This window comes from Tamlana sp. s12, from assembly GCF_016767215.1.
In the GTDB taxonomy this organism is placed as follows: Bacteria; Bacteroidota; Bacteroidia; order Flavobacteriales; family Flavobacteriaceae; genus Pseudotamlana; species Pseudotamlana agarivorans.
Genome location: NZ_CP068547.1, coordinates 3,036,168 through 3,051,929, shown reverse-complemented (window position 1 = coordinate 3,051,929; position 15,762 = coordinate 3,036,168). Strand labels below are relative to the sequence as shown.

General features: G+C 32.7%; 17 protein-coding genes and 1 tRNA gene. 6 read left to right on the top strand and 12 right to left on the bottom strand.

Going from position 1 to position 15,762, the window contains the following annotated elements; translation table 11 throughout:
* Positions 1–296 precede the first annotated feature (296 nt).
* From JJL45_RS13160 to JJL45_RS13145, 4 genes are all read right to left on the bottom strand, one after another.
* Positions 297–1,052 (bottom strand): hypothetical protein, encoded by a 756-nt coding sequence (locus JJL45_RS13160; RefSeq protein WP_068602137.1) that lies wholly within the window; start codon positions 1,050–1,052, stop codon positions 297–299.
* Positions 1,053–2,128: 1,076 nt separating this feature from the next.
* On the bottom strand, positions 2,129–2,512 hold the full coding sequence (locus JJL45_RS13155; protein ID WP_068602141.1) for a hypothetical protein: 384 nt from the start codon (positions 2,510–2,512) through the stop codon (positions 2,129–2,131).
* A gap of 16 nt (positions 2,513–2,528) precedes the next feature.
* The gene (locus tag JJL45_RS13150) at positions 2,529–2,678 is read right to left on the bottom strand and encodes a hypothetical protein (RefSeq protein ID WP_202664162.1); all 150 of its coding nucleotides are present in this window, start codon (positions 2,676–2,678) and stop codon (positions 2,529–2,531) included.
* A 184-nt stretch (positions 2,679–2,862) separates the two neighbouring features.
* The gene (locus JJL45_RS13145) at positions 2,863–3,366 is read right to left on the bottom strand and encodes a hypothetical protein (RefSeq protein WP_202664161.1); all 504 of its coding nucleotides are present in this window, start codon (positions 3,364–3,366) and stop codon (positions 2,863–2,865) included.
* 195 nt (positions 3,367–3,561) lie between these two features.
* Here JJL45_RS13145 and JJL45_RS13140 point away from each other — a divergent pair, with 195 nt between their 5' ends.
* The gene (locus tag JJL45_RS13140; protein WP_202664160.1) at positions 3,562–3,795 is read left to right on the top strand and encodes a helix-turn-helix domain-containing protein; all 234 of its coding nucleotides are present in this window, start codon (positions 3,562–3,564) and stop codon (positions 3,793–3,795) included.
* Between the two features lie 340 nt (positions 3,796–4,135).
* Here JJL45_RS13140 and JJL45_RS13135 read toward each other — a convergent pair.
* From JJL45_RS13135 to JJL45_RS13120, 4 genes are all read right to left on the bottom strand, one after another.
* Positions 4,136–4,220 (bottom strand) — tRNA-Leu (locus JJL45_RS13135).
* Between the two features lie 172 nt (positions 4,221–4,392).
* Entirely contained in the window at positions 4,393–4,995 is a 603-nt protein-coding gene (locus tag JJL45_RS13130; protein WP_068602467.1) for a tRNA (guanine-N1)-methyltransferase, read from the bottom strand.
* 141 nt (positions 4,996–5,136) lie between these two features.
* Entirely contained in the window at positions 5,137–6,585 is a 1,449-nt protein-coding gene (locus tag JJL45_RS13125) for a glyceraldehyde-3-phosphate dehydrogenase (protein WP_068602144.1), read from the bottom strand.
* Positions 6,586–6,711: 126 nt separating this feature from the next.
* On the bottom strand, positions 6,712–8,121 hold the full coding sequence (locus tag JJL45_RS13120; RefSeq protein ID WP_068602146.1) for a trypsin-like peptidase domain-containing protein: 1,410 nt from the start codon (positions 8,119–8,121) through the stop codon (positions 6,712–6,714).
* Between the two features lie 174 nt (positions 8,122–8,295).
* Here JJL45_RS13120 and dapF point away from each other — a divergent pair, with 174 nt between their 5' ends.
* From dapF to JJL45_RS13100, 4 genes are all read left to right on the top strand, one after another.
* A complete protein-coding gene (gene dapF / locus JJL45_RS13115) occupies positions 8,296–9,069 on the top strand; it encodes a diaminopimelate epimerase (RefSeq protein WP_068602148.1) in 774 nt (257 codons plus the stop codon).
* Positions 9,066–9,590 (top strand): GNAT family N-acetyltransferase, encoded by a 525-nt coding sequence (locus tag JJL45_RS13110; protein ID WP_068602150.1) that lies wholly within the window; start codon positions 9,066–9,068, stop codon positions 9,588–9,590. Before dapF ends, JJL45_RS13110 begins: the two co-directional genes overlap by 4 nt.
* Positions 9,591–10,634: an endolytic transglycosylase MltG gene (gene mltG / locus JJL45_RS13105; RefSeq protein ID WP_068602152.1), complete on the top strand. Its 1,044-nt coding sequence runs from the start codon at positions 9,591–9,593 to the stop codon at positions 10,632–10,634. It abuts the gene before it with no gap.
* A gap of 648 nt (positions 10,635–11,282) precedes the next feature.
* Entirely contained in the window at positions 11,283–11,939 is a 657-nt protein-coding gene (locus tag JJL45_RS13100; protein ID WP_068602468.1) for a peptidoglycan-binding protein LysM, read from the top strand.
* A 7-nt stretch (positions 11,940–11,946) separates the two neighbouring features.
* On the opposite strand, the gene JJL45_RS13095 is transcribed toward JJL45_RS13100, so the two are convergent.
* Genes JJL45_RS13095 through dnaA form a run of 3 tightly spaced genes read right to left on the bottom strand, consistent with a single transcriptional unit; the run spans position 11,947 to position 14,560 of the window.
* A complete protein-coding gene (locus JJL45_RS13095; RefSeq protein WP_068602154.1) occupies positions 11,947–12,660 on the bottom strand; it encodes an SAM-dependent methyltransferase in 714 nt (237 codons plus the stop codon).
* Between the two features lie 4 nt (positions 12,661–12,664).
* Entirely contained in the window at positions 12,665–13,120 is a 456-nt protein-coding gene (locus JJL45_RS13090; RefSeq protein ID WP_068602156.1) for a low molecular weight protein-tyrosine-phosphatase, read from the bottom strand.
* A gap of 12 nt (positions 13,121–13,132) precedes the next feature.
* Positions 13,133–14,560 carry a chromosomal replication initiator protein DnaA gene (gene dnaA / locus JJL45_RS13085; RefSeq protein ID WP_067146086.1) on the bottom strand — a complete coding sequence of 476 codons (1,428 nt, stop codon included), beginning with the start codon at positions 14,558–14,560 and terminating at the stop codon, positions 13,133–13,135.
* A 190-nt stretch (positions 14,561–14,750) separates the two neighbouring features.
* On the opposite strand from dnaA, the gene JJL45_RS13080 reads away from it, so the two are divergent.
* A complete protein-coding gene (locus JJL45_RS13080) occupies positions 14,751–15,149 on the top strand; it encodes an acyl-CoA thioesterase (RefSeq protein ID WP_067146542.1) in 399 nt (132 codons plus the stop codon).
* A gap of 1 nt (position 15,150) precedes the next feature.
* Here the strand turns inward: JJL45_RS13080 and JJL45_RS13075 are convergent, their stop codons facing one another.
* Entirely contained in the window at positions 15,151–15,759 is a 609-nt protein-coding gene (locus JJL45_RS13075; protein ID WP_068602158.1) for an IMPACT family protein, read from the bottom strand.
* Between the last annotated feature and the right edge of the window lie 3 nt (positions 15,760–15,762).

Below are 15,762 nucleotides of genomic sequence, written 5' to 3'. Positions count from 1 at the left end.
TTTAATAATTTTTTTTAAATTCAAAATACAGCCCTACGTGCGCGTATTACATAATCAATCTAATTTAGTTTTCGAAGAATATACCAGTTTTTTAAAAAAAGCACTAGACAAATTAATAAGGTTAGGGGATACAGGAGACAGAATAGATAGCGTTTTCTTCGTAGTAAGATATATCTAATAAGTTTGCTAGATTGATTATGAAATCGGTGCAATACACAAATATTTTATTAATCTAAAGTTTCTTATTTAATTGAAATGAGTCAATTACTTTAAAGTTACTCAGTTTTTTTTAGTATTTATATTTCTGATTTGGCAGAAGATTCTCTTTTCTTATAATTATCCTTTTTAGTCTTATAACGCTCTAAAGTTCTTTTTAATTCATTATCCTCTTTTTGGAATTGTTTTTTGCTCATATAAGTAAAAACGATAGTTGCAATACTTCCGCCATAAGAACCAAAACGATTTACATAGTAATTTTTGGTGTCTCTCAATATTCTCAGTCTATCTCGCTTATGCCAAAGGTGTTCAATTCGAATAACTATATTTTGTTTTATTACAATTTCACCTTCCTCATATGTTAAAGGTTTTTCTTGGGGGAGAACCATTTCCGTATACATCATTGTATCTGTTTTAGCATTAGGCTTGTTTAAATCAATATTGAAATATTTTCTTTCAATCAAATCTGGTAAATCATATTTTTCCTTAAATATTGAATAAAGACATTCATTTCCTATAAGTTCAATACTTACTAAATTATCATTTTCAAATATAGGTTTTATATCAGATGGAGCACAAATTCCAGTTATATACGCACCAGATATTACTTGGTCTTTTAAAATATTTTCCTTAACCAGTAAATTCTTTACCATTAAAAATTCTTTATGGGTCATCCCTTCCCAAAATTTTAAGAAAATTTTTGACTCATTTTTTAGTTTGTATTCAAACTCATTTTTGATATTTACTTTATCAGGAATAATTATATTATTATTTGTAGTGTTTTTTTTGCAACCATATAAAAATATGATTACAATAAAGCTTAAAGTAATTCTCATGTTTTACTAGTTAATTTTCGGAAAATATTTTGCTATTATACATTAAACCAGAAATTATATATGCTGATTTATCTATGAACTAATTTTTAATTTAGGTCAAATTCAATGTTCTATTTAAACTCAATAATAATCAATGTTGAATAGGCAGTAATTGTTTAAGATGAAATTACAATTCTTGCACATACAGACCAGAATTATTGTAGGGATTATTATAATTGGTTTTCTTATGTATTTCATATTTTAAATCTTGAAATAATGACAATCTTATTCCTAAACATAAAACCATCATTTTAAAAATTGACCACCTATTTTTATATTTCTTATTTTTTTAATGGTCAAATAATCACTGTGTTCTTTATCAACTCAACCTTACCTTAAACCCACCATTTTTGGTAAATCCAGACCTATATAAAAGCCTATATTGCGGTTCTGCAAACATGTATTACATAATCCATCTAATTCAGTTTTCTTAAAACATATTTGTTTCTTAGAAAAAACACAAGACAAATTGAGAAAGTAACAGGATATAAGATACAGAATATGATTGCATTTACTTCATAGTAGGATATTCCCAGTAGGTTAGCACAGTTTATTACAAAATCTGTACAGTATACAAATATTTCATTTACTATTTCCATATCAAGGTTATTTTAAGGCTTTAATTTTATACCCCATTTCGATTGTTCGTACTAGTAAAAAGAATATTATTAGAGGTATTATACACACTAAAAAGATAATATTCATCAATTGATAATTACTACCTGAATGCATAGCTTTAATTAAACCGAAATAAAGAGGGTCAATGCACTTAAAATAGGGTCTTATGAAAGCTACATGATATTTTTTGCAATGGTTAGTGGTTTCATAATAACAGTGCCAGGAGCATCTATCCAATAAATTTTTGTTAGAATTTATTGTTTTAACTCCTTTCAAATGAAACTCTTTATTCCCAGTAGTGTACCTAACCGCTTCATTAACTATTACAACTAATGAAATTGGGGCTAAAAACACTAAGAGATAAAATAATGCTCTTTTCAAACCTTCATTAAATATTAGTTAATACATAAAATAATAGTTTACCTTTCAACAAGTTGCAGCCTCCAATAGTTTAAAATACTAGCAATCTCAAACAGCTCCTTTTCTTCTGATAGTTTTATGAGGTTTTTGAGTTCAGCTAGAATTTCTTCGGGTTTCTCAAAATCCCCATACAAATCCCTTTTAGACCTCATTAGGTTATAAATCCAGTTGACAGTTCTTTGCTCTAATCCTACAGATTCCCATTCGCATTTTTTGGATAAGAGTTTTTCATCATTATTGTATCCAGAATACACATGAGAAATCAATTCATTTCGTTGCTGATAGCCAAGCTTTACCTGTTTAGCTTCAAGTACTTCGTTCTTTTCTTTTAAAGCGTTAAAGACTTCCCGAAGCTTTTTTTGATATTCTATATCATAGTTCATTGCAATTGTCCTTGCTCTAATTATCAGATTGGGCAGAAAAATAAATGATAGTGATAACCACAATTAGCCCAATAATAAAGGGAAACTGACCTCCAGATTTTTTTTCTTCTATCATGGCATCATGGTATGCTCCTTGTTGCGAAAATGTATGTAATGATGAAATCATTGTTAAGAGGGAAAAATGAATTTTTCTGTTTTCCATTATGATAATTGATTTTGGTTTTCGATTTTAACCATTAATGAACTAAAATTAATTCTATAATTTACTTAATGATTTTACGCATTCCTTTGAGAGCCTGGGTAATTTATCGCTTATCAAAAACTCTCCTGGTAAAATATTTTGACATGTACTAATTAAAATACTTCTCTTTGAATTCGATAAAAACTTCTTTGATTACTTTTATTGCAACATTGGCTTGGTTTGTCTTACTAAAATCAATATTTCTAAATGTAGCTGTTTCATTGATTTCCTCAATGAATAAGCTTGAATAATAATCCCCTTTACTAACCGATTCAGAAGAATTGTATATATTTAAAGCCAAGTCGATAACATAGTTCTCCGCTATTTTTCTATTCTCGTCATATCTTGATTGCCGACTTTGCAAAGACGAGTAAACTAAATTTAGGTTTATTGGAGATACATAAGAACCAAAATCTGTCTTTCTCTTGCTATCATCACTACTATAAAACTCCCATTGTTTTAGAAGTGAATTATAAGTTTTGTACCCAATCATGTTACCAGTCTCATTAAAATATTCATATCTGTTGTATAGTGAATTGTATTTTTGAGTTACAGATTGAGCGTTACTTAAATTGGTGATAACTAAGAATAGAAATAGAATTAAATATCTCATTGATTTTTTTTTACGGTAATTATATATTCAGTCAATTATTCCACAAACTAACTTGTAATGCTAAGTATTCATAATATATATTTATTATGGAACCCATGATTATCATAGATAAGTCACGTATACAATAATACTTAAACTTTAAAAAGTAGGCAAATTTGCTTATAGGTTTATTTGCCTAATTACTCACTTTTAAATGTGAGAAAAAAGGAATATTTAATAAATGAGCAGTTTCTTATTGATTTAGGAAATCATATCCGAAAAGTCAGAAAGCAAAAGGGTTATACACAGGAGAAATTAGCGAATGAGATTTATGTGGATATTTCACAAATAAGTAGAATTGAAAGAGGGATATTAAATACTTCAATATCTACCATTAAAGCAATTTCAGAAGCTCTAGGAGTTCCATTGAAAGAACTGCTGGATTTTTAAAAATAATTATAATTTTTTTCAAGGTATCTTATTCGTGGGAGGCTTAAGGTACCTTTGTCAACACCCCCACATCGATTTTCCGTTTTCTCCATACCGCCCCATTTTTCACAAATTTCATAAATTCCGATTTTCGTTTTCAGATTAGTTAATTCAAAAATGCTTATATTAGCATTGTTGTTAGATTTTTGAAAAGTATTAAGTATTCTAACTTTTTACTGGAAATCTGCAAATCTTCATTAAAAAGTGAATCAAAAAATATTTTAGGGGTGATTTTGGGGGAATATTAAAACTAAAAACCCTTTAAACCCTTATAAATAAAGGAAAATAAGGATTATAATCGTGCGCACGAGAAGATTCGAACTTCCACATCCTAAACGGATACTGGCCCCTCAAGCCAGCGCGTCTACCAATTCCGCCACGTGCGCTTAATTTGAGGCGCAAATATACAGAAGTTTTAAAAGTTTCCTCAACTTGTTCTTATGTTTTTTGAAGAATTACAGTTTATATCCCAGTACTTCAAATGAAAGAAGGCTAAACCTTTGGTGTTTAGCCTTAGGTTTAGCCTTCTTTTATAATTTAAATGAGTTATAAGGATAACTACTTATTCTTATTCAGTTCGTCTTGAAGTTGACGACGTACTTTTTGTTCACGCTCTAAAGCTGTTCTTCGGTGTTCTTCAAATTCTTCTTCAACTTCAGCTAAGTTACGGTTAGCTTCTTTGGTAATGATATTACTGTTATTAAATTTGTAGATAAAGAATATCAAGCAGGCCAGAAGAACTCCAATAATAGACCACATTAATACGTTATAATTCGCTTTTCCTAATTGGATCCCAAATAAAGACATGTTGTCTTTTTCAATGTTCGTTTGATCTAAGTCTGTTTGGGTGTTCGTGAGTTTTAATTTGAGATCTGAAATCTCTTGCTCTTGAGTTTTAACGACACCTTGTGTTGCTGCTAAATCTTTTCTTACGGCATTTAAAGAATCAATAGTATGCGATTTTAAAGTGTATAACCAATCTTTTTTTACAACCTTGTAATCCTGAAATTTATTTGATTTTTGAATAACATATTCAAACTGACTATCAATAGTACCGCTGTTTAAGGATAATTTATCTTCATCGATATCCGTTTGGGCAGTTGAGTGTAGTGTGAAAAGGCAAGTAAAGGCAATGCATAGTGATGATTTGATGAATGTCATTTTTGGCATGGTGTTTCGTGATTTTTCTAATTTTCGCAATTTATAAAATAATGTTTAGTATATAATTCAAGATATACAAAAAGCCTCAACTAGGGAGGCTGGTATAGATACGATTTTAAACGTGATTTAGATTATTTTATTTTAATAATATGTATATCGTCTCACTTTGGCGATATATTTTGCCAGTCTAATCACTTGTTGGCTATAACCATATTCGTTATCGTACCAAATGTAAAGAATGATATTTTTACCATCTTTTCTAACTATAGTGGCTTTACTATCAAAAATTGAAGGGGCCGAACAGCCTACAATATCACTGGAAACAAGTTCGTCGCTAAGTTCAAATTTTATTTGTTCTACCAAATCGCCTTCTAAAGCATATTTTTTTAAAACACTATTAATACCGTTAACGGTGGTTTCTTTTTCGATCTCTAAATTTAAAATAGCTAATGACCCATTCGGGACTGGTACGCGTATGGCGTTAGAGGTTAATTTACCTTCCAAACTAGGTAAGGCTTTAGCAACAGCGCTGCCTGCTCCAGTTTCGGTGATTACCATATTAAGTGCTGCTGCACGACCTCTACGGTATTTACTATGAAAATTATCCACTAAATTTTGATCGTTGGTATAAGCGTGAATGGTTTCTAAATGTCCACTTTTAACTTTACAAGAATCTTCAACAGCTTTTAAAATTGGTGAAATGGCATTAGTAGTACATGATGCTGCTGAAAAAATATCGATTTCGTCTGGGTTATAGGTTTTATGATTAACACCGTAAACAATGTTTGGAACTTCTTTACCTGGTGCAGTGAGTAAAACTTTGTCAACCCCTTTCGATTTTAAATGTTTAGACAGTGCTGCTTTATCTCTAAAAGCACCCGTATTATCAATGACAAGCGCATTATTAATATCATATTTGGTATAATCGATGTCTTCAGGGGTATTGGCAGAAATAATATTTACAGTGGTACCATTAATGATTAGGGCTTCTTTTTTTTCATCAATGGAAACAGTTCCAGGAAAATCGCCATGAACAGAATCGTTGCGTAGTAGGGCAGCACGCTTTTCTAATATTTTGGCGTCTATTTGACCACGTGTAACAATGGCGCGTAATCGTAATTGACTGCCTTTTCCTGTTCGCACCATAAGTTCGCGTGCAACCAGTCTTCCAATACGTCCAAAGCCATATAAAACCACATCTTTAGGTTCTATATTACCACTTTTATGAGCATCTTTTAATTTATCAGCAACGAAAGCAGTCGCATTAATAGATTTGTTCTCCTCGATATGGTACTCGTAAGTGAGTTTTCCAATATCTAGTTTGGCAGGAGGGATGTCTAAGGTTTTAATAGCTTCAGCAATTTCAACGGTATCAAAAATAGAAATAGGTTTTTGCACAAATTTGCCAGCATATTCATGTAAGTTTAAAATCTGACTTACATTTCTGTCGATAAGCTGGTTTCTAAAAAGAACCAATTCGATTGATTTGTCATACCAAAGGTCGCTTACAATCTTAATAAAGGCCACGGTAGCTTTTCTGCGGTCTGCCTGAAAGGCTAATTCCTTCTCGTAATTTTTGTTAGAAGTCATTTAGTTTAGTTTTTTAATGGTGTTGTTTTTTCAAAAATACCATATTTCAAACGTTTTCGTAATTTGTTTTAACAAAAAAAATAACCCTTCAAAACTGAAGGGCTATTTAAAATTTTTAAGTGTGTTTTATCTAAAATTGAAACGTTCTCTTTGTCCGTTTGTATTAATAAGTTCAAGTCTTATAGGCTCATAAGTCGACCTTTCTTTTAAGATGTTTTGAACATCATCAACCGTGTTTACTTTAACATCATTTATGGAGGTGATGATACTACCTTCTAAAATGCCGTTGTTTTTCCAGTATTGTTCATATTCACCATTCAACTCAATAATTTTTACGCCATTATTAGCTTTCAGTTTTTTTAGATCGCTACTGGTGGTATTTTTAATGCGGCCGACTAAAGGCATGTTATACGTATTGTTTTTTGCGAGCGTCACATTCACATTTTTTATCGATCCGTCTCTTAGTAAAGTTAGGTTTACAACATCACCAGGACGTTTTGCACTTAAGTGTCCCGTTAAGTCTGAAAATTTTGAAACTTTAATCTGATCTATTTCTTTGATGATATCACCATTTTTAAGTCCCGCTTTGTCTGCTCCAGAACCTTCAACAACACTATCGATATAAACACCTTCGGTGTCGTTGATGCCAATTTTTTCAGCGACAGAACTGTTTAATGCACCACCTTGAATACCTAAAATACCAGTTTGCACATTGCCGTATTCTAAAATATCTTCAATAACTTTTCTGGCAATATTACTAGGTACGGCAAAGGAATATCCTATATATGATCCTGTTTGAGACGAGATGGCTGTATTAATACCAACAAGTTCCCCTTTTGTGTTTACCAGAGCGCCTCCTGAATTTCCAGGATTAACCGCTGCATCGGTTTGAAGAAAGGATTGTGAACTGGTTCCAGACAAATCTCTCGACTTGGCACTAATAATTCCAGCGGTCACTGTAGATGTTAAATTAAAAGGATTACCAACAGCTAATACCCATTCACCAATTTTAACATTGTCAGAATCAGCAAAAGTCACAAAAGGCAATGCTTCATCAGCATCTATTTTAAGTAATGCAATGTCATTTTTTGAATCGGCACCTATAAGTTGGGCGGTGTAGGTTTTGTTATTGTTTAAGGTTACCGATAGTTCTTGTGCATTTTTAATCACGTGATTGTTGGTGATAATGTAACCATCGGTATTAATAATCACCCCAGAACCAGTGCCAACTTGTGCGCGTTGCGGACTTCTTCCGTAAAAGAAATCTTGAAAGGTCATTTGGCCAGAGCTTAGTGTCACATTTTTTACGTGCACCACGGCATTAACGGTATTTTCTGCAGCTACAGAAAAATCAGGGGCTTCATAAGCTTTGTAGTTACCCATGTTATTAACAGGGGTTGTTGGTATGCTTACGGCTTCAGTATCGGTAGTTGTAACCAATTCCGCATGGTTGTTTTCTATAAAAATTTTGTATGCGCTTAAGGTGAAAATACCACCTAAAGCTGAAACTAATAGCATGGAAAAAATCTTCTTCATAATTTCGTTTTAAGTATTATTTTAAATTTATTTTATTGAGTTCAAACCTCTGTTTCTCTAAGTAATTAACGATAATAATGATTAAAATTAAATATTTATTGAGTTTTGATTTCAACTTTAACTGCGATTTAACAACCCAAAAAACCGTATAAAATCTTATATTTGCCGCCTATTATGCAACAGACTTTTTACAAATACCAAGGAACAGGAAACGATTTTGTGATGATTGATAATCGTCAGCAAACTTTCGACAAAAATAATACCAAACAAGTTGCTTTTTTATGTGACAGACGTTTTGGCGTAGGGGCAGATGGTTTAATTTTATTAGAAAATCACCCTGAATATGATTTTAAAATGGTCTATTATAATGCCGATGGAAACGAAAGTACCATGTGTGGTAATGGGGGGCGTTGTTTGGTGGCTTTTGCTCAGCAATTAGGTGTTATTACCAATAAAGCTGTTTTTGAAGCTATTGATGGCTTACATCATGCTACTATAGAAAATGGCATAGTTCATTTACAAATGTTAGATGTTGATGTTGTTGAAAAACATGATAATCATGTGTTTTTAAATACAGGCTCACCACATCACGTACAGTTCGAAACTGCTATTGAAGATTTTGATATTAAAAGTAAAGGCTCTGGTATTCGCTATGGTGCACCTTATAATCAAGAAGGTACTAATGTGAATTTCGTTCAGAAAATTTCAGATACCACTTTTAGAGTACGCACATATGAGCGTGGTGTTGAGGATGAAACTTTGTCATGTGGAACAGGAGTAACTGCCGTAGCCATCGCCATGCATGCTACAGGTGAAACCAATCAGAGTACTGTAAATTTAAATGTTGAAGGCGGTAAGCTTCAAGTACGTTTCGATGTAGAAAATGGCCATTACCACAATGTTTGGCTAATCGGTCCAGCAACTTACGTGTTTGAAGGAAACATATGATAACTTTAAAAGGTGATATCATTTATTTACGTGCCTTAGAACCTGAGGATTTAGACTTTGTTTACGAGGTAGAAAATGATGAATCCATATGGGAAATGAGCTGCACCCAAACGCCTTATTCTAGATTTTTAATAAAACAATATTTAGAGAATGCTCATAAGGATATATATGAAGCAAAGCAATTACGCTTGGTGATTTCCACTTATGAAGATGTTGCTGTTGGAATGATCGATTTGTTCGATTTCGATGTTAAAAATAAAAGGGCAGGAGTGGGAATTTTGGTTAAAACGCCAAGCGATCGATTAAAAGGCTATGGAAAGGAAGCTCTAGGCTTGCTTATAGATTACTGTTTTACACACTTAGATTTGCATCAGCTATATTGTAATATCACCGAAGGTAATATGGCTAGTATAAAGCTTTTTTCTAATCATGGTTTTAAAGAAATTGGACTTAAAAAAGATTGGACCTGTGTTCGAGGCACATATAAAAACGAATATTTATTTCAACTTATTAATAATTAAATGTATATAAAAAAGATACTTCTTGCTATTGTTGGTTTAGGGCTTGTTGCCGCCGTGTTTTTTGCAAATTTTGTTTATAAGACGATGTTAAAGCCTAATACTGCTTTTAACAATGAATCTGCTTACATTTTTGTACCTACTCAAGCAACTTATCAAGATGTAAGAGCTCAATTAGAGCCTTTATTAATCGACATCGAGACTTTTGATGATCTAGCGAAACAGAAAAAATACATATCTAACATTAAAGCTGGTCGTTTTGAGATAAAAAAGGGCATGAATAATAATGATATTATTAATTCTATAAGAAGTAGAAATTTGCCTATTCGAGTGTCATTTAATAATCAAGAATCTCTTGAAAAGCTTGCAGGACGTGTTTCCGAGCAAATCGAAGCTGATAGTCTATCTTTATTAACAGCGATGACTGATGCGACTTTTTTAAAAAACAATGCATTTAGTTCTGCTACAGCATTAGGGATGTATGTACCTAATAGTTATGAGTTTTTCTGGAATACGTCTGCGGAAGGTTTTAGAGATCGCATGTTAAAAGAATACAAAGCCTTTTGGAACGATTCCAGACTTAAAAAAGCGAAAGCAATAGGGTTATCTCAAGATCAAGTGATTGCTTTAGCGTCTATCGTTCATGAAGAATCAAAGCAAGCAGCCGAATTACCCAGAATTGCAGGGGTGTACATGAATAGAATTAAAGTGGGTATGCCTTTACAGGCCGATCCAACGCTTAAATACGCCGCCTACCAATTACCAGAATATAAAGATACCGTAATTAAACGTGTATTAAATGTACACAAGGAAATCCAATCTCCTTATAATACATATCTTCACACAGGGTTACCTCCTGGGCTTATAGCCATGCCAGATATTACAGCGATTGATGCTGTTTTAAATTACGAAAAACATGGTTATTATTATTTTGTAGCCGATGCAAAACGTTTAGGTTTTCACAAGTTTGCAAAAACATTGGCACAACATAATAGGAACGCTGCAGAATATTGGCGTTACCTTTCTTCACAAGGTATTAGAAAATAGTTTTTTGTTTAGTGACTTTTCAAACATCCATGTAAACCAACTTTACGTATAATGTCAAATTGAATATTCAAATGCGATCTAGGACATGCTATGTCGTAAATTTTGATTGAAAATAGGTGTAACTTTAATTAAGTTTTTAAGTTGAGATGCAGTGAAATGACTTTCTAACGTGTTTTTACAACTATTTTTAGTTAAAAATATTATGGAAAAGACATCTGTTCTGTCAACTGATTGTTAATATAAGGGACGAATAAAAGTTATTAGAATTCGTAATTTATGTTAAAGTTTGAGTCCTATTTATAGGATGTTTTTCTAGCTTGAGGCTAAGTAAAATACCGAATAAATAGTGATTTGTAAAGTATAAGGTTCTGTTTTTTAAAATGTTATAATTTGTTAATGTTTTAAAGTTGAATGAAATAAAGTCCTAGTTTTGGACGTTTACAGACGAATTTATGATGGATTTAATCTTAATGATTGAACTCATTTTGTAGAAAATGTTTAATAGAAACCAGTGTATTTCGTCTATTGTTCAATAAAAAGAAACAGTTAAACGATTAATTTTGAAGTTACTGATAAAAGGCTTAATTTTGCCGGCTCAAATTTCAAAGGTGGTTTTAATTGAAAAACACACCGAAAAAATTTAAAATTATGGTTAAAAATATTGGAAGTATTGGAATTATCGCACTTACAATATCAACACTAGCGTATTTCTCATTTCAATCAAATGAAACTTTTGATTCTGGTAAATATTCAACTGAAGGTTTAGATTTAGATTATACCGTAAGTTTGGATGTTATAGATGAAAGTACAGCGCCTCAAAAATATAACGAGGAAATTTTCACCCCTTACTTAGGAAAATCATTTGTTGGTTTTAAAGAAGCTTTAGCTTTTAAGGAGTCTAGAGGGAAATATACAGTAGTGAATACTTATGGGTACTTAGGTAAGTATCAATTTGGAAAAGGGACTTTAAAACTGTTAGGGGTTACGAATCCAGATCACTTTTTAAACAGTCCTAGTTTACAGGAAAATGCCTTTATCGCCAATACAGCACGTAATAAATGGATTTTAAGGCGTGATATTAAAAACTTTGTTGGTAAAAAAGTGAATGGTATTTTGGTTACCGAATCTGGAATCCTTGCAGCAGCGCATTTAGCTGGTCCTGGTAGTGTGAAAAAATTCTTAAGAAGTTACGGTATCGATAATTTTGCCGATGGTTATGGAACAACTGTTGGTCATTATATGAAACGTTTTTCTGGTTACGATACGTCGTTTATCAAACCAGATAAAAAAGCTAAAGCGATTTAATACGTCTTTAACTTTTATGAATAATAAATAGGGTAGGTCTTTTATGAAGGTCTACCTTATTTTTTTTCCAGTCATTTGCTGTTTGTGTTTTTATGAATTCTGTAGGTAAAGTGATGTCACAAGCCACGCAAACTTGAGTGTTGTTTTCTAAAAAATTCGCCAAGTCTTCAATCATTTTATTGTTTCGATAGGGTGTTTCAATAAATAATTGTGATTGATCTTGTTCGTAAGATAAGCGCTCTAAACGTTTAATCTCAGCTTTACGTTCGCCTTTATCAATAGGTAAATAACCATTGAAAGCAAAACTCTGTCCGTTCATACCAGAACTCATCATCGCCATAAGTATGGATGATGGCCCAACTAAAGGCACTACTTTTATGTTTTTATCATGAGCGATCTTAACAACATCGGCTCCAGGGTCAGCAACGCCAGGGCATCCCGCTTCTGATAAAAGCCCTACTGAAGTCCCTGATAAACACGGGTCTAAAAAGCTTGGCAAATCAGCTTCATTCGTAAATTTGTTTAAAAGAAAAAGTTTTAACGATGGTTGAGGTTTATCCGGGCAAATCTTTTTAATAAAGCGTCTTGCTGTTTTTTCATTCTCAACAATAAAGATGTCGGTTTGTTCTATGATGTTTTTTACCGTAATGGGTAACACTTCCAAAGGGTTGTTATCACCTAAAGTCGTTGGAATTAAATAAAGTTTGCCGTGGTTTGTCATTTTATTAAGACCTTAAGTCGTTTGCAATTTTTTCACAGGCTTCTTCAAGCATGTTATATACATTTTGAAAACCTTCATCACCACCATAATAGGGATCTGGAACATCAAAATTTTGATTTGGATACACTTCGTTTAAGATGTATTTTACTTTTTTACGGTCGTCTTCATTTCTAGCCAGCTTAATTGCGTTTTGATAATTAGAAGCATCCATCACATAAATGTAATCAAACTTATCAAAATCTGAAACTACAAGTTGTCTACCGCGAAGATTCGAAATATTTAAACCATGCTTCTTAGCGACCTCAACCGAGCGCTTATCTGGTGAAGCACCAATATGATAACTGGCAGTGCCAGCAGAATCTACGTAAAATCCTTCAGATGGGAGTTTAGATTTTAGGATGCCTTCAGCTAGGGGAGAACGGCAAATGTTTCCCAGGCAAACCATCAGTATATTAATCATGATTTAAAAGTTTTAAACCGAAAGTTTTTTAGTAATGTCTTCAACGTACTTTTTGAATTGCTTGTCTGTTGAAGATAAGTTATCCACTGTTTTACAAGCATGTAATACGGTGGCATGATCTCTTTTTCCTATTTGAGATCCAATACTAGCTAAAGAAGCTTTAGTGTATTTTTTAGCAAAAAACATAGCCAATTGTCTGGCTTGAACGATATGACGTTTTCTAGTTTTAGACTGTAAAGTATCGATATCCATTTGGAAATAATCAGATACCACTTTTTGGATATAGTCTATAGAAACTTCGCGTTTTGTGTTTTTTACAAATTTCTCAACAATAACACGCGCTAAGTCAATGGTAATTTCTTTTTTGTTGAAAGAAGACTGAGCAATTAAAGAAATGATAGCGCCTTCAAGCTCACGAACATTCGATTTTATGTTTTTAGCCACATAATCGATAATTTCCTCTGGCATTTCAACACCATCTCGGTATAGTTTGTTCTTCAGAATGGAAACTCGGGTTTCGAAATCAGGATTTTGTAACTCTGCAGATAATCCCCATTTAAAACGAGACAGTAAGCGTTGTTCAATATCTTGCATATCAACAGGAGCCTTATCACTTGTTAAAATAACTTGTTTGCCGTTTTGGTGCAAATGGTTAAAGATGTGAAAGAAAACGTCTTGAGTTCCTGTTTTTCCAGAAAGGAATTGAACATCATCAATAATTAATACATCAATAATTTGATAAAAATGGATGAAATCATTTCTGTTGTTCTTTTTAACGGCATCTATATATTGTTGCGTAAATTTTTCAGCTGAAATATATAAAACGGTTTTTTCTGGGTATTTATCTTTGATATCAACACCGATAGCATGAGCTAAGTGTGTTTTTCCTAAACCAACTCCTCCAAAAATTAATAAGGGGTTGAAAGAAGTTCCACCAGGTTTGGCTGCTACAGCTAAACCAGCACTTCGTGCCAATCTGTTAGAATCACCTTCTAAGAAATTTTCAAAACTGTAATTCGGATTTAGTTGCGATTCAATCTTTACATTTCTAATACCTGGAATGACAAACGGATTGCGTAATTCTGGACTCTTATTATTTAAAGGAATATCAACATTTTGCGATTTTACAGCCGAACGGTTCGCACTTGGAATTTTTTCAGTGAAGGGTTGTTTGTTGCCATAAGTGTTTTCCATTTTAATTATGTAAACCAACTTGGCGGTTTCTCCTAACTCCTTGGTGAGTGAAACTTTTAGGATTTTCACATAGTGTTCTTCAAGCCATTCGTAGAAAAATTTACTCGGTACTTGAATACTTAATGCAGTGCCCGTTAGTTTAACTGCTACAATAGGTTCAAACCAAGTTTTGTAGGCTTGCGGTTGGATATTATCCTTTATAAATTCAAGACAGTTATTCCATACCGATTGCGCAGTTACACTCATTTTTGTTAATATAGATTTTAATTGTTAGTTTAGAAATCAGCGAAAATCGAACTTTCGCACCCTCTTTAATAGTGGGGCAAATATGTGAACAAAAATCTTAAAAAAAAAATCAATAGCTATTGAATATTTAGATTTTTTTACGCATGTTTAACCCGTAGCCGAAGCTACAAAAAAATATCCACTTATGAAGATGAAATTCGATGAAATACAAATAAGAGTTCGTTATGGTGAAACCGACCAAATGGGTGTCGTTTATCACGGAAACTACGCGTTATACCTTGAAATGGGGCGTATTGAGTGGCTTCGTAAGATAGGCGTGTCATATAAAAAAATGGAAGAGGATGGTATCATGTTACCAGTTGTTTCTATGACCTTAAACTATAAAAAATCAGCGGGTTATGATGATGTAATTAATGTGAAAACACAACTCAAAAAGATCCCTTCTGTAAAGATTGAATTTGACTATGAAATTACCAACTCAAAGGGTGAAATTTTAACCACAGCGAGTACCGTTTTAGTTTTTATAGACAAAAAAACGAATAAGCCCACCAGACCGCCAAAATATATTTTAGACGCTATTGGTGATTAACTTAAAGTGTTTTTATTTTTATTTCATAAAGATTATTAAAAATCTCGAAAATTGATGAAGCATCTTTCTTTCTTACCGTTATGGTGATCTGACAATCCAATTCTAATTTTTGGTGCGTGATGTTTAAATTTTTCTCTTTTATGATCCTCATAACCGTATTCATATTTTTATAGTCGAATGTTATGAGGAAATCCTTATTAATGGTTTTTTTAATGATTTTTGCAGTCTCTAGTGAAATTTGTGCTGAAGTTCTGTAGGCGCTAATAAGTCCGCCAACCCCCAATTTTACACCTCCAAAATAGCGCACTACAACAATGAGGACGTTTGTAACATCAAAAGACTGAATTTGACCATAAATAGGCATGCCCGCAGAATTACTAGGTTCGCCATCATCATTCGCTCGATAGGTGATTGTTTCTGTGCCTAATTGGTAGGCGTAGCACCAATGTCTGGCCGAATGGTGTTCCTTTTTAACATCTGCTAAATGATTTTTGATCTCATCTTCATTAGTAACTGGAAATGCATACCCAAAGAACTTGCTGTTTTTTTCTTTGAATAAGGTAGGTTCAATGGATTTAGTAATGGTTTTATAGGTGTCTTTTTTAGTCAAAAA

Bases quoted from the DNA above. Each gene is read 5' to 3' on its own strand.
- JJL45_RS13160 (WP_068602137.1), bottom strand. From the start codon at position 1,052: ATGAGAATTACTTTAAGCTTTATTGTAATCATATTTTTATATGGTTGC.
- JJL45_RS13155 (WP_068602141.1), bottom strand. From the start codon at position 2,512: ATGAACTATGATATAGAATATCAAAAAAAGCTTCGGGAAGTCTTTAAC.
- JJL45_RS13150 (WP_202664162.1), bottom strand. From the start codon at position 2,678: ATGATTTCATCATTACATACATTTTCGCAACAAGGAGCATACCATGAT.
- JJL45_RS13145 (WP_202664161.1), bottom strand. From the start codon at position 3,366: ATGAGATATTTAATTCTATTTCTATTCTTAGTTATCACCAATTTAAGT.
- JJL45_RS13130 (WP_068602467.1), bottom strand. From the start codon at position 4,995: ATGACATTCATCAAATCATCACTATGCATTGCCTTTACTTGCCTTTTC.
- JJL45_RS13125 (WP_068602144.1), bottom strand. From the start codon at position 6,585: ATGACTTCTAACAAAAATTACGAGAAGGAATTAGCCTTTCAGGCAGAC.
- JJL45_RS13120 (WP_068602146.1), bottom strand. From the start codon at position 8,121: ATGAAGAAGATTTTTTCCATGCTATTAGTTTCAGCTTTAGGTGGTATT.
- dapF (WP_068602148.1), top strand. From the start codon at position 8,296: ATGCAACAGACTTTTTACAAATACCAAGGAACAGGAAACGATTTTGTG.
- JJL45_RS13110 (WP_068602150.1), top strand. From the start codon at position 9,066: ATGATAACTTTAAAAGGTGATATCATTTATTTACGTGCCTTAGAACCT.
- mltG (WP_068602152.1), top strand. From the start codon at position 9,591: ATGTATATAAAAAAGATACTTCTTGCTATTGTTGGTTTAGGGCTTGTT.
- JJL45_RS13100 (WP_068602468.1), top strand. From the start codon at position 11,283: ATGGTTAAAAATATTGGAAGTATTGGAATTATCGCACTTACAATATCA.
- JJL45_RS13095 (WP_068602154.1), bottom strand. From the start codon at position 12,660: ATGACAAACCACGGCAAACTTTATTTAATTCCAACGACTTTAGGTGAT.
- JJL45_RS13090 (WP_068602156.1), bottom strand. From the start codon at position 13,120: ATGATTAATATACTGATGGTTTGCCTGGGAAACATTTGCCGTTCTCCC.
- dnaA (WP_067146086.1), bottom strand. From the start codon at position 14,560: ATGAGTGTAACTGCGCAATCGGTATGGAATAACTGTCTTGAATTTATA.
- JJL45_RS13080 (WP_067146542.1), top strand. From the start codon at position 14,751: ATGAAATTCGATGAAATACAAATAAGAGTTCGTTATGGTGAAACCGAC.